We start from the raw sequence: 13,599 nt of genomic DNA, 5'->3' as shown, positions 1-13,599 counted from the left end.
AACCCTGCCAGTATCCGGGCGCTGAATCACGGACCAGAGACACTCGCGGAGTCTTCAGGAAGCGAGGGAAGAGGCAAGCAGGTCGAGGTCTGAGGCCACCTGATCAATCTCGGCCTGAACCTGATCCAGCACATCGGCGCGGAGCCCCAGGGATTCCATCAGAGCGGAAATATCATCCTGATTGAATTCGTCGCCAATACCACGCTCTTTCAGGAGCGCATTGGCCAGTTGAACCAGTTGAACGTAGTCTGCATCCTCGCCCTGGTAGCCGATATGCTGGTGCATACCCGCTGCTTTGATCACTGCCTCCGGGAGTTGCCACAAGCGGTGCAGAATCCCGCCGATAGCGCCATGGCCCACCGCCAGAATATCCTGCCGCTCGCTGTGACCAAACACTTCCTGCTCCAGTGAGTGCATGCTCGCATCCGGGTTGATCTCACGCAGGGTGTTGAGTTCTTCAAATTCCGACGGGAACAGATGCCCCACCAGCAACAACCCGAAGTTGTGCAACAACCCGCACAGATAGGCCAGGCCTTTGTCCCGGCCAGAATAGGCGGCCAGATTCTGACACAGGAACGCGCAATACAGGGAGTGACGCCAGAAGTTGTCCATTCCCAGGCGCCCGGCCCGGGGCACATCAAACGCCTTGACCGACGCAATCCCCAGAGCAATGTGCGCTACCCGATCAAAGCCAAGCACCCGGGTAACCGCTTCCTGAACCGAGTTGATCTGCCCCGGGTAGTTAAACAGCGCCGAACGGGCATAACGCATGATCTGTGCGGTCATGCTGGGGTCAAATTCAATCAGTTCCGCCAGTTCCTTCGCCGTCGCTTCGGTATTCGCTGTCAGGCGCAGGATGCGCAGGGCCAGCGCTGGCATGGGCGGCAACCGATACAGCTTTTGCAGTTTGTTGGCCACATCGTCCAGTGTCACCGCATCCCGATCGTCACTGCCCTGCCCCCGGATAACCAGCCGCCCCTTACGGGCACCGGCCTGAGCCAGACGAAAAGCACGTCCGTCCATCTCGACCAGACTGTGATCCGTTCCACCCGAGAAAATCACACGGTCCGCCGCAATCACATCGTCATCAATCAGAACGGGAAGGTCCCAGGCTGCTCCGACGGGAGGCACGAAGCCAGGGTCGCAATCAGCAAACAACCGGGAGGTCTGACGCGCCGTCAGTGGCTGCAAGCGACGATCGGTAAACTGGTGCAGTGCGTCCATATCCAGAGTGCTGTCGAAACGATGGACCGCCATGACCACCCCATTGATATCGATCAGCAGGGTCGCACGGATAAAGTCGTGTTGAGGTTTTCCCGAAGCCAGTACTGCCGCATCCAGGTTGGCCACGGCTTCCGTTTCCAGGTGCTGGTAGGTGATGCCCTTTCGGGCCAGAAAACGCGATAGCCTCTCCGACAATGCCAACGGGATGACTCCTTTGATTCTGTGGGACCGGGGCTGCCCCGCCCCGGCGATATTATGCATATTAACCGGTATTACGCATACCCGCAGAAATGCCCGCCATGGTCACTTTCAGAGCTCGCTCAACCCTGTCTGGCACCTCTCCCGAGCCCTCACTTTCCCGATCCCGTTTTAACAGCTCGGCCTGAAGATAATGCAACGGGTCTGTGTATGGGTTCCGTACTTTCATGGAGTGAGCAAAAACGGGCTCCTGCTCAAGCAGGGATTGCTGCTGTTTGAGCTCCAGCACCCGTTCAATACACCCCGATAGCCGGTCGCGAAGCTTCTGCCCCAAGGCCCGCAGGTTCTCATCCTCAACCAGAGTTTGCTCATAGTAGCTGGCAATCCGGAGATCCGCCTTGGCCAGCACCATTTCAAGCATGTCTACGTAGGTTCGGAAAAATGGCCAGCCTTGCATCATTTCCCTCAACTCCGGCAAACGATTGGCCCTGGCAGCCTCCTCCAGCGCCACATCGCTCCCCAACCAGCTTGGCAGCATCAGGCGCATCTGAGTCCAGGCAAAGATCCAGGGGATAGCCCTCAGGCTTTCTACGCCACCACTAGGCTTGCGCCTGGCGGGCCGGCTTCCGAGGGCAAGCTTGCCAAGGGCCGTTTCCGGGGTCACCTGTCGAAAATACGGCACAAAATCCGGATTCCCCCGAACCACATCCCGATAGGACTGAAGTGACCGCTCAGTCAGCCAATCCATGGCTTCACGCCAGGACGGTTCTGGTGCCGGAGGCGGTGCCAGTGTGGCTTCGATCACCGCCGTGGTGTACAGCGTCAGACTCTGGACCGCCAGCCTCGGCAACCCAAACTTGAAACGGATCATCTCGCCCTGCTCGGTAATCCGGAAGCTGCCGTTCACCGAACCCGGCGGCTGCGACAGAATCGCCCTGTTGGCCGGGCCACCGCCCCTGCCAACGGTGCCACCTCGACCGTGGAACAAGGTCAGGTGCACCCCGTAGCGGGCCGCCACTTCCGTCAGTTTTTCCTGTGCCTGATACTGAGCCCAGGCCGCCATCAACTGCCCTGCGTCTTTGGAGGAATCGGAGTATCCGATCATGACCTCCTGACGGCCCTGGCAATACTCCCGATACCAGTCCACTTCGTACAACGCGGCCATGCTCTCCGGTGCCCCTTTGAGATCGTCCAGCGTCTCAAACAGCGGCACCACCCGCATGGGGAACGTCATGCCCGCTTCCCGCAACAACAGAATGACACTCAATACATCCGAGGGATTGCTGGCCATCGAGATTACATAAGACCCCAAGGCTTCCGGCGTCTGACGGGCAACCACCTCACAGGTGGCCAACACTTCGCGCACGGACTCGGATGGATTCCAGTTTCGGGGGACCAGCGGCCGGCGTCCCTGAAGCTCACGAACCAGAAACGCCTGGCGCTCCGGTTCCGACCAGGACAAATAGTCCCCCAGCCCCAGATAGCTCACCATTTCTGCAACAGCCCCAGCGTGCCGGTCGGCTTCCTGACGGATGTCCAGCCGAATCAGGGGCAAGCCGAACGTGTGGGCCCGCCGAATCGTATCCAGCAACGGCCCGTTGGCAATGGTCTCCAGACCACAATCAACCAGTGACCGGTAACACAGCTCCAGTGGTGCTGTCAGGTCATCATTCTCAAACAGGATACCGGCGCTGTCTGCGACGTCCCCTTTGATGCTGGCTTCGGCCCACTCCCGGGTTCTTATCAGGCGGTCCCTCACATCCGCCAGCACCTCGCGGTATGGCTCTCTGACATCCCCGACCTGTGCCCGGAGTTCGTCGCTGGCTTGCCACATAGACAGCTCGGCACGCAACGCGCGAATATCCCTCAGGTACAGGTCTGCCGCCATCCAGCGCCCCAGCAGAAACACTTCCCGGGTAACCGCGTGCGTGACGTTAGGGTTACCGTCACGGTCGCCGCCCATCCAGGATGCTACCCGGATGGGGGATACCCGCAAAGGCAAGCCCTTTCCCGTCGCCTCAGTCAGCGACGAATCCAGGCTCCTCAGAAACTGCGGCAGCGCCTGCCAGAGGCTGTTCTCAATCACCGCAAACCCCCATTTGGCTTCATCAACCGCAGTCGGGCGCTCATGGCGAATTTCATCCGTGTGCCAGGCTTCGGCAATGAGCCGGGACAGCCGGTCAACTGCGTCATCCCGCTCACCGGGAAGCAAGTCGTCGTGGTCCAGACGGGACAGGCAATCCGACATTTCATCGTACTTGAGTATCAACGTACGCCGCGCCACTTCCGTTGGGTGCGCGGTCAGGACAAACTCGATGCGTAAGTCCGCGACCCGCCGATGCAGCTCTTCCGGATTCACACCTCCGGCTTTCAGGCGCTCGAACACATCTCCCAGAGACTCCACCATCAAATCGGAAGCATGCCCCTGTTTCCGGCGAATGCCATGGTACTGTTCCGCCAGATTGGCAAGATTGAGAAACTGGTTAAACGCGCGGGTAACCGGCAACAGCTCATCATCGCTGAGCTGGCCAAGCAGGTTCACCAGACGCTGGCCCGACCCGCTCTCCTGGCGGCGGTCAGCCTTGGCGGCGGCACGCATTTCCTCAATGCGATCATAGCAATCCTGCCCGGGAAACCGGAGTATGCTCTGTCCCAGTAAATCGCCCAGTAAACGTACGTTTTCCCGAAGATCCGGATGCAGCTCAGTCACGGTGGGGTTCCTTCTGAATTGACGGAAACATTCTAAACTTACGATACTAGGGAGCAGCGCAGGAAGTCTATTGACGATTCAACCACTTCGCCCAGGAGCTGATATGAAAGTGACCGAACTGCCCGGACTTTGGGAAAAAGAAAAACAGGCTCAGGAGCGGAGCCATGAGTACAACCTGCGCCTGCCGCTGGAAGATGCGGCCCGGGTTGCAGCGTTGGCGGAACTCTACCCGGACCGCAGCGAAACGGACATTCTCAACGACATGATCGCCGCCGCTCTGGACGACCTGATCAGTCAGGCACCACTGAAAGACCGTCTCGCGGAGCAGAAGAAATCCTGATCCAAACAGAAACGCCGGGCTAAGCCCGGCGTTTCTGTTTGGGAATTCGAAGACTATGGAAAATCAGGCAACGGATTCGAGCTGCCGGGCCTTGAGGCGCTTGATGTGTTTCTGGCTCAGGGCGACAAATTGAGGCGTCAGCCCCTTGTCCTCGTATACTTCAAAACCATCTTCATCGTAGGCGACCACTTTGTCCCCCTGCACATACGGGAAACCGGTTTCAAGCTCGTCCAGGGACGCAGAGATCAGATCACGCATCAGATCCTGAGTGGACTTCATCGGGTACATCGCCGCAAGCTTCTGCAGACGCTCATGATGCTGGTCAGATAACGACAGGTAAGCCGCGTCCCGGGTCAGCCTGCCGCGACCATGCTTGTCCCAGTGTTTGACCAGATCTTTGATCTTCATGGTGCCTTCACTCCTGCATCTTGTTTGATGGCACGATGCACTTTTTTAGTGCAACCATTCTCGGAAGTGTAGACGAAGAATCACCCACCGGTGATGGAAAGTTGGTAACGGATTGTACCTATCAGCGACGGTTGTCGGCGCCAACCCGCTACTCTCTTTCCACCCCTTTAACGCTCTGCCACACGGCATCCAGCGCTTCGAGAGGCTCCTCATCCAGATTACGCCCTTCTTTGGCCATCACCCGTTCGATCGCACGGAACCGGGCATCAAACTTGTGATTCGTCCTCTTCAGGGCCTGCTCCGGATTCACCTTCAGGAAACGTGCCAGATTCACGCAGACAAACAACAGGTCGCCCAGCTCATCTTCAACAGCATCCAGGTCTCCGGACCCGGCCTCCGCCATCCGCCAGGCTTCCTTCAGTTCATCAATTTCTTCGTGCAGCTTGTCAAACACCGGCCCGATATCAGGCCAGTCAAATCCGTGTCGGGCGGCGCGCCGTTGCAGTTTCTCTGCCCGGGCCATCGCCGGCAACGTTCGGGCGATCCCGTCCAGACGGCTCGCGTCAGCATCGGGTGCGGGATTTTCGGCCCGCTCTTCGGCTTTGATTCGCTCCCAGCTTTCTTTAATCCAGGCCTCACTGGGCCGGTGATCCGGATCGACCCGGCTCTCCAGCGTACCTTCCGGAAAAACGTGAGGATGACGCCGGATCAGCTTGCGGACCAGGTGATCCACAATGTCGTCGAAGTTAAAGTAGGCCGACTCCTCCCCCATTCGCGCATAGAAAATCACCTGAAACAGCAGATCACCTAACTCATCTTTCAGGTGCGGGTAGTCCTTCTGCTCAATCGCGTCAGCAACCTCGTAAGCTTCTTCGATGGTATGCGGAACAATGCTCTCAAACGTCTGCCGGGTATCCCAGGGGCAGCCATCGTCCGGGTTCCGGAGCCTCGCCATCAGTAGCTTCAGGTCTTCGATGCTATAACTCATCCGCGCTTTCGCCTCACGTCGATGATGTTTGGCAGGTTACGAATCTGGGCCAGCAAGCGTGCCAACTGCTCGAGGCTTGAAATTTCCACAGTCACTCGCATCGTCGCGGTGTTTTCGTCCTTGTTGGTCACCGTATTGAGGGACAAAACATCGCTGCGGGAAGACGACAGAACCTGCGTGATGTCCCGAAGCAGCCCCGAGCGGTCATAAGCCTCAATCTCAATGTCCACCGGGTAGACAGCCGCGGGCTGCCCCCCCCAGTTCACCTCGATGATCCGGTTCGGCTCAAACTCCTGAAGGTTCAGGAAGGTCAGGCAATCCTGACGGTGAACGGTTACCCCACGCCCCACCGTAATGTAGCCCCCGATCGGGTCCCCGGGCAGCGGCTTGCAGCATTTGGCCACCTGAGTCTTCAGTTTGCCAACGCCCAGAATCTGGATGTCGGACTCGGTATCGTAGGGTTTCTTCCGGCCCGGGCTCAGTTTAAGGTCCAACTGTTCAGACTGGGGTTCCAGCAGTTGCTGAGCAACGTTGGCCACGTGGGTAGGCCGCAAGTCTCCGGCCCCGATCGCAGCAAACATGTCATCGGTGCTGTGGTAGTTCACCCGGGACGCCAGTTCCCCAAGGTCTACGTCAAACAACGACAGCCGCCTGAACTCATCCTCAAGAATTGCCCGCCCATCCGAAATGTTACGATCCCGGTTTTGCTGCTTGAACCAGTGAGTGACCTTGGCCCGGGCCCGGGACGTCTGGATGTAGCCAAGGCTCGGGTTGAGCCAGTCCCGGCTTGGTGCCGGGTTATTCGAAGTCAGAATGAATACCTGGTCACCCGTCTTGAGCGGATAGGTCAGGGGAACTATCCGACTGTTAACCCGGGCCCCGCGACAGGCATGGCCGATCTCAGTATGCACCCGGTACGCAAAATCCACCGGGGTCGCACCTTGCGGCAGGTCAACCACATGGCCTTCGGGAGTGAACACGTACACCCGGTCTGACGCCACATCGGTTTTCAGGTGGTCTGCCAATCCGGAGATGTCGCCCAGTTCCTCCTGCCACTCCAGGACCTGACGCAACCAGTTGATCTTGGCGTCGTAGCCCGAGGACTTGTTCCGGGTATCGGTACCCTTGTAGAGCCAGTGGGCACACACACCCAGCTCTGCCTCCTCATGCATGGCATGGGTACGAATCTGCACCTCCATCACCTTGCCTTCCGGACCAATCACCGCGGTGTGCAAAGACTGGTAACCATTTTCCTTCGGGTTGGCAATGTAGTCATCAAACTCATTGGGGATATGCCGCCACAGCGTATGCACAATACCGAGAGCGCCGTAACAGTCACGGACTTCCGGCACCAGAAGACGCACTGCCCGGACGTCATACACCTGGGAGAAATCAATTCCTTTGCGGCGCATTTTCCGCCAGATACTGTAGATGTGCTTGGCGCGACCGGTAATGTCCGCCTTGATACCAGAGGCTTTCAGCTCGGTCTGAAGCGTATCGATAACGCGGCGGATATAGCCTTCCCGGTCCAACCGTTTCTCATCCAGCAACCTGGCAATTTTCTTGTACGCCGAGCCATGGAGGTATCGGAAAGAGAGGTCTTCCAGCTCCCACTTGATATGCCCGATGCCCAGCCGGTGAGCCAGAGGGGCGTAGATATCGAACACCTCGCGGGCCACTCGCATGCGTTTTTCTTCCGGGGCGTCCTTTACGGCCCGGATCGCACAGGTACGCTCCGCGAGCTTGATCAGGGCCACCCGCACGTCATCAATCATCGTCACCAGCATCTTGCGGACATTATCCAGCTGGCCTTCACTCTGCCCCAGAACATTGCCCTTGAGCGGGTGGTGAATGGATGAAATTGCCGCCATCTGCTGTACGCCGTTAATCAGGCCAGCCACTTCATCCCCGAATTCCTTGCGAACCCTCTCCAGCGGGATTCTCTCTTCCCGCACCGCCCGGTAGAGCACGGCGGCGACCAGGCTGGCCTGATCAAGGTGCAGCTCAGCAAGCACCTGCGCCATTTCAAGTCCCGTGCGAAAACTACTGGCACCCGGCGCCCACAACCGGTCTTCCCGGAAAGCCTCCACCGCGATCTGCGCGGCCATCTCACAGGCGTGCCGCAACTGGCCCGGCTCCTCAAGATGGGTCTGGTCAGCGATGTGCTGCACGTAGCGGTCGACATCGACCTCACCATCGTGACTGAGCGAATAGTCTTCCCGAACTTTTACCATGGCAGAGATTTACCCGTTTTTTTTCGGTTGTTCTCACGGCCTTCCTGGCCGTCCCTGTGCTCGCCCGGCCAGCCGTCAGTCTCCGTCGCGTTCGAACAGCGCGATCGACTCAACGTGCGTGGTGTGGGGGAACATATCCATAACGCCCGCCTGCACCAGCCGATAGCCATTGCGCACCATCACCCCCGCGTCCCTGGCCAGCGTCGCCGGATTGCAGGACACATAGACAATGCGATTGGCACCAAAAGCAGTCAGATACTTGCAGATTTCCTCCGCACCGGAGCGCGGCGGATCGATCAGAATTTTATCAAAACCCTCTTTGGCCCAGGACTGCCCCGTAAAATCACCGTGCAGATCGGCCCCATGAAACTCGACATTGGTCAGGTGATTCAGACGGGCATTTTCCCGGCCACGGACCACCATTGCATCATCGCCCTCCACACCAACCACCTGACCACCTTTCCGGGCCAGCGGCAGGGTGAAGTTCCCCAGACCACAGAACAAGTCCAGCACTCGCTCGCCGGGCTGCACATCAAGCCATTCCACGGCACGGTGCACCATACTCCGGTTAATCCCTGCATTTACCTGAGTGAAGTCCATCGGATGAAAAGCCAGGGTGAGATCAAACTCATCCATACGATAGCTTAGTCGCTCGTCGTCCCGGCCGGCGGACTCCGGCCAGATACGGTGAACGGTATCGGGTCCTTTCGGCTGCAGGTAGATATGCAGGTCGTGGGCCTGACCAAACGCGATGAGTTTTTCCCGGTCTTCCGGCACCAGGTCGTCCATATTTCGGAAGACCATGGCCGCCACGTCATCCCCGCAGGCCACTTCAACCTGAGCAATGCGGTCAAACGCCGCCATGCTGTGCAGCAACGTTCGAAGGGGCTGGATCCGCTCACCAATGCGAGGATCAAGAACTGCGCAGCGGTCGATATCCGTCAGAAAGCTGTTCCGCTTCTCCCGGAACCCTACCAGCACAGACTCGCGGGCCTTCACATAACGCACCCCAAGCCGTGCTTTCCGGCGATAGCCCAGGGTCTCAGGGGAACGCATGGGAGCGACCCACTGCTCCGGCTCAATACCACCGAAATGCGCAAAATGCTCACGGAGGGTGTTTTCTTTGAACCGGATCTGGGCATCTTCACTCATGTGCTGCAGGCTGCAACCACCGCACAGATCGGCAAAATCACAGGGCGGACTCTGCCGGTCAGGGGCAGAATCCAGCACTTCTGTGGTGCGGAGTTCATCAAACCGACTGCGGGTGCTGACCATTTTGGCCATCACGGTTTCGCCAGGCAGAGCGCCGTCAACAAACTGGGTTTTACCATCGGCACGGGCAATGCCCCTGCCATCATGGCTCAGGGTCTCGATTTCACAACGCACAGGCTCCTTCGGCAGAACCTTGCGGCGACGCTTGCTCATATTAAATTCTCTTGATTGGTGGTGACTCAGGCGCCAGGAAACACACCAGTGGACAGGTAACGGTCTCCGCGGTCACAGATAATGGCAACGATCACCGCGTTTTCAACCTCTTGTGACAGCTTCAGGGCTGCCGCAATCGCACCGCCGGAAGAAACGCCACAGAAAATCCCTTCTTTTTCAGCCAGTGCCCGCATGGTGTCTTCCGCTTCCTGCTGACCAATATCCAGCACCTGGTCGACGCGACTGGCATCAAAAATCTTCGGCAGATAGGCCTCCGGCCATCGCCGGATGCCAGGAATGGATGCCCCGTCCTCCGGCTGCAAACCAACTATCCGGATGTCCGGGTTGCGCTCTTTGAGGTATCGGGACACCCCCATGATCGTTCCGGTCGTCCCCATAGCACTGACAAAGTGGGTAACACGCCCCGAGGTCTGCTCCCAGATTTCCGGCCCTGTGGTGTGGTAATGGGCGGCAGGGTTGTCCTGATTACTGAACTGGTCCAGCACCTTGCCCTTCCCCTCCGACTCCATACGGATCGCCAGATCCCTGGCGCCTTCCATCCCCTGTTCCCGGGTAACGTTCACTACCTGGGCACCGTAGGCCCTCATGGAAGCACGACGCTCCTCGCTCAGATTATCCGGCATGATCAGGACCATTCGGTAGCCCTTGATCGCCGCAGCCATAGCCAGGGCAATCCCGGTGTTTCCAGAGGTAGCCTCAATCAGCGTATCGCCGGGCTGTATTTCACCCCGTCGCTCGGCCTCCTGAATCATGCTCAGAGCAGGCCGGTCCTTGACTGAGCCCGCCGGGTTATTCCCCTCCAGTTTTGCCAGGATGACGTTGCTGGTTTGACCGGGCAAACGCTGCAGACGCACCAGCGGTGTGTGGCCGACATAATCTTCAATGGTGGGGAAAATCATATGGATACCCTGTGATACACTTTCGGCTTCGAATCATACGCGTTATAGCCGTTTTGTCCCAATACAGCTTGTCGCTATATCCATGACCTGCGGCTATAACTGTTTGTTTCCGAGCTGAACGGAAATCCTCAGAGCTCCCCGATACCCTCTGGCACTCAGAGTGGCTCAGGGCCCTTCAGGGACACGGCCAACCAGTCGCTGATCAGCTATTCTGACAAGGACGTATCCGCACGGCACGACAACCAGTCGGCGGACCGGGTAATTTACAGGAACACGTTATGCGACGTTGGGGCATTCGCAAGAAAGTACTGGTGGTTACTCTGGTTCCCACCCTCCTTACCACGCTGTTGCTGGGGCTGTTTTTTACCTACAGCTGGGTGAACCAGATTGAGAGCCTGCTTCAGGATCGGGGCGAGTCTCTGTCCAGGCAATTGGCTGCCGGTTCCGAATATGGCCTGTTCACCGCCAATCGAAGCCTGCTGAGCAGTCTGTCCAATGCTCTGCTGGAGGAACGTGACGTTCGTTCCATTACCTTTTATGGCAGCGATGGAAAACGCATGCTCCACACCGGTCCGGGCAGCTCTGACCGTGTGGCCATGCCACCGCTGGAACCGAACCAGCCCATCCGGGTAACCCACCACAACAGCACCCGCTTTGTCACCCCGGTACACCTTCAGGACCTGATGATCGAAACCATGCTCGATCCCGATGCCCGCCAGACCGCCGCAAAACGGGAGGCACCGCTGGGCTGGGCTGCTGTGGAGATGTCCCATGTCCGGACAGAGAAGGAAACCTATAAAGCACTGCTGATTTCGCTGTTGCTGGTGATCAGCGGCGTGCTGCTAAGCCTGGCCATTGCCCTTCGCCTCAGCCGCGCCTTTACCGCCCCGGTCTTTCAGCTCAATGAAGCCGTGGCCAAACTCAAGGAAGGAAAACTGGACACCCGGGTCTATACCAGCGCCGGCCCCGAATTCGAGCAACTGGAATCTGGCCTTAACGATATGGCCTCAGAACTGAGTAAAGCCCAGGCCGAGATGCAGCAGAACATCGACCAGGCAACAGAAGACCTTCGGGAAACACTGGAAACCATCGAAATCCAGAACATCGAGCTGGATTTTGCCCGCAAGGAAGCTCTTGAAGCCAGCCGCATCAAATCAGAGTTCCTGGCCAATATGTCCCACGAAATCCGGACCCCGCTCAACGGCATCATTGGTTTCACCGAACTCCTGCTGAAAAGCCCTCTGCCACGCCAGCAGAGAGATCACCTGAACACCATCCGGAAATCATCGGAAATCCTGCTGACAATCATCAACGACATTCTGGATTTCTCCAAAATCGAGGCCGGCAAGCTGATTCTGGACCGGGTGCCGTTCCAGCTTCGGGACATTGTTGAGGAAGTCATGGTGATGCTGGCTCCGGCAGCGCACACGAAAAACCTCGACCTGGTACCCCTGGTTTACAGCGATGTGCCGGACAACCTGATGGGGGACCCGCTTCGGGTCAAACAGGTGATCACGAATCTGGTGAACAACGCCATCAAGTTCACACAGACCGGCGAAGTGGTTCTGCGGGCCAGCCTGGAAGATGAAAACGCCGAACAGAATCGTGTGACCCTGCGTCTGAGTATCACCGACTCCGGCGTCGGCTTGTCCAGGGCCCAGCAACAATCTCTGTTCAACGCCTTCAGCCAGGCCGATGCTTCCACTGCACGACAATACGGTGGCACCGGCCTGGGGCTGGCCATCTCCAAACGCCTGGTTGAGGAAATGGGCGGCAAGATAGGCCTGGAAAGTGAATTGGGCAAGGGCTCCACCTTCTGGTTCACGCTGACCTCCGAACTCTCAACCAACGGGGAAAGCAGCAGCCCGAAAGAAGCGCTCCGGGGTGAGAAGATCATTTATCTGGAACACCAGAAAACCACTGGGCTTGCGGTCGAGCACCTGCTGAGAGACTGGGGAGTAAGCGTTGAGCGAGTATCGTCGCCCGGAGCCCTTCAGGAGCAGGTTGAGGAAGCCCAGAAACGCCAGGAAGGCTATGCCACGGCTATTGTCGGCATTACACGGCATCTGCTGAATTCCAGCCAGTACTGCAACCTGGTGCGCTCTCTGGAAGTGGAGCGCGACTGTCGGACCCTGCTGCTGACGCCGACCCTTGAAACCCATGACACACCGCTGTCGGGACTGGCCAGCGGCCACCTGACTAAGCCGGTATGCCGGGATGCCTTCTACGACGAACTCCTGCTGCTGATTCATGGCATCCATGCCGGCAACCAGGGCCCCGTCACAACCGCTCTGCCCCTGCAACCAAGCGGGCCGATGAACACCCCCCGGATTCTCGCCGTTGATGATAACGAAGCCAACCTGAAGCTGGTCATGACCCTGTTGAATGATTGCCGACTGGAGGCGGAAGGGGCCTCCAGTGGCTTCGAGGCCCTGACCAAAGTGCGCCAGAAAGCCTTTGATCTGGTCTTCATGGACCTTCAGATGCCCGGCATGGACGGGGTGGAAACCACCGCCAGAATCCGGGACCTGGACACCAGCTCCCACCGGACTCCAATCATCGCGCTCACAGCCCATGCCATGGCGGACGAACAGGACCGACTGACCCAGCAGGGCTTTGATGGCTACATGCCCAAGCCCATCAGCAGCAGCCAGCTGGTGGATCTGATCCGGGAATACACAGGGTTTGACTGCGCCACAGCAACCGATCGGTTCCGGGTGTCAGAAGTACGGGACACTCGCCGGACCCTTCGCCCCTCAAACCGTCGGATGCAGCAGGACTGCGTCAGCGTAGACGAGAGTATTCAGTTGGCGGCAGGCAAAGCAGACCTGGCCGAAGAACTGTTCAGTATGCTACTGGAACAGGTGAATTCTGACCTCGGACAGGTTCAGGAGCTTTGGCAGCAGGAGAACCAGGCCAGCCTGCTGGAATGTGTGCACAAGCTCCACGGTGCAACCCGATACTGCGGCGTACCCGAATTGCGCTCGGTAGCCAACCGGTTCGAGACGGCACTGAAATGTGAGGCTCCGGATAGAGGCCTGTTAAAGGATCAGTTACTTGCGGCCATGGAGCGATTGCAGGACTGGAGTGAACAGACAGACTGGCAGCAATTGTTCAGAGAACAACAGCGCCAGCCGGAAACCACCTGACCC

Annotated in this window: 9 protein-coding genes; 2 read left to right on the top strand and 7 right to left on the bottom strand. The window is 58.3% G+C overall.

Annotation, left to right across the window (positions count from 1 at the left end; all coding sequences use genetic code 11):
* Positions 1–54: 54 nt before the first annotated feature.
* Together K325_RS0104830 and ppc are read right to left on the bottom strand one after the other, a co-directional pair.
* Complete coding sequence (locus tag K325_RS0104830) at positions 55–1,425, bottom strand: HDOD domain-containing protein (protein WP_029653136.1); 1,371 nt, start codon at positions 1,423–1,425, stop codon at positions 55–57.
* A gap of 61 nt (positions 1,426–1,486) precedes the next feature.
* Entirely contained in the window at positions 1,487–4,132 is a 2,646-nt protein-coding gene (gene ppc, locus K325_RS0104825) for a phosphoenolpyruvate carboxylase (protein WP_029653135.1), read from the bottom strand.
* A gap of 103 nt (positions 4,133–4,235) precedes the next feature.
* On the opposite strand from ppc, the gene K325_RS0104820 reads away from it, so the two are divergent.
* Positions 4,236–4,472: a hypothetical protein gene (locus K325_RS0104820; protein WP_029653134.1), complete on the top strand. Its 237-nt coding sequence runs from the start codon at positions 4,236–4,238 to the stop codon at positions 4,470–4,472.
* A gap of 63 nt (positions 4,473–4,535) precedes the next feature.
* Here the strand turns inward: K325_RS0104820 and K325_RS0104815 are convergent, their stop codons facing one another.
* The 5 genes from K325_RS0104815 to cysM all read right to left on the bottom strand — a co-directional run bounded on the left by K325_RS0104815 (position 4,536) and on the right by cysM (position 10,447).
* Entirely contained in the window at positions 4,536–4,880 is a 345-nt protein-coding gene (locus K325_RS0104815; protein ID WP_029653133.1) for a hypothetical protein, read from the bottom strand.
* A gap of 148 nt (positions 4,881–5,028) precedes the next feature.
* Entirely contained in the window at positions 5,029–5,868 is an 840-nt protein-coding gene (gene mazG, locus K325_RS0104810) for a nucleoside triphosphate pyrophosphohydrolase (protein ID WP_029653132.1), read from the bottom strand.
* Positions 5,865–8,102, bottom strand: coding sequence for a GTP diphosphokinase (gene relA, locus K325_RS0104805; RefSeq protein WP_029653131.1), 2,238 nt, complete (start codon positions 8,100–8,102; stop codon positions 5,865–5,867). Before relA ends, mazG begins: the two co-directional genes overlap by 4 nt.
* Positions 8,103–8,177: 75 nt before the next feature.
* Positions 8,178–9,527 carry a 23S rRNA (uracil(1939)-C(5))-methyltransferase RlmD gene (gene rlmD, locus K325_RS0104800; protein WP_029653130.1) on the bottom strand — a complete coding sequence of 450 codons (1,350 nt, stop codon included), beginning with the start codon at positions 9,525–9,527 and terminating at the stop codon, positions 8,178–8,180.
* Between the two features lie 26 nt (positions 9,528–9,553).
* A complete protein-coding gene (gene cysM, locus K325_RS0104795; protein ID WP_029653129.1) occupies positions 9,554–10,447 on the bottom strand; it encodes a cysteine synthase CysM in 894 nt (297 codons plus the stop codon).
* A 278-nt stretch (positions 10,448–10,725) separates the two neighbouring features.
* Here cysM and K325_RS0104790 point away from each other — a divergent pair, with 278 nt between their 5' ends.
* Positions 10,726–13,596: an ATP-binding protein gene (locus K325_RS0104790; protein ID WP_029653127.1), complete on the top strand. Its 2,871-nt coding sequence runs from the start codon at positions 10,726–10,728 to the stop codon at positions 13,594–13,596.
* Positions 13,597–13,599: the final 3 nt, after the last annotated feature.

It is taken from the genome of Marinobacter daepoensis DSM 16072, assembly GCF_000421165.1.
In the GTDB taxonomy this organism is placed as follows: domain Bacteria; phylum Pseudomonadota; class Gammaproteobacteria; order Pseudomonadales; family Oleiphilaceae; genus Marinobacter; species Marinobacter daepoensis.
The sequence above is the reverse complement of the archived record's forward strand: the minus strand, read 5'-3'. Positions and strand labels throughout refer to the sequence as shown.

Excerpts from the sequence above, each read along its gene's own strand:
- K325_RS0104820 (WP_029653134.1), top strand. The coding sequence starts at position 4,236 with ATGAAAGTGACCGAACTGCCCGGACTTTGGGAAAAAGAAAAACAGGCT.
- K325_RS0104815 (WP_029653133.1), bottom strand. The coding sequence starts at position 4,880 with ATGAAGATCAAAGATCTGGTCAAACACTGGGACAAGCATGGTCGCGGC.
- mazG (WP_029653132.1), bottom strand. The coding sequence starts at position 5,868 with ATGAGTTATAGCATCGAAGACCTGAAGCTACTGATGGCGAGGCTCCGG.
- relA (WP_029653131.1), bottom strand. The coding sequence starts at position 8,102 with ATGGTAAAAGTTCGGGAAGACTATTCGCTCAGTCACGATGGTGAGGTC.
- rlmD (WP_029653130.1), bottom strand. The coding sequence starts at position 9,527 with ATGAGCAAGCGTCGCCGCAAGGTTCTGCCGAAGGAGCCTGTGCGTTGT.
- cysM (WP_029653129.1), bottom strand. The coding sequence starts at position 10,447 with ATGATTTTCCCCACCATTGAAGATTATGTCGGCCACACACCGCTGGTG.
- K325_RS0104790 (WP_029653127.1), top strand. The coding sequence starts at position 10,726 with ATGCGACGTTGGGGCATTCGCAAGAAAGTACTGGTGGTTACTCTGGTT.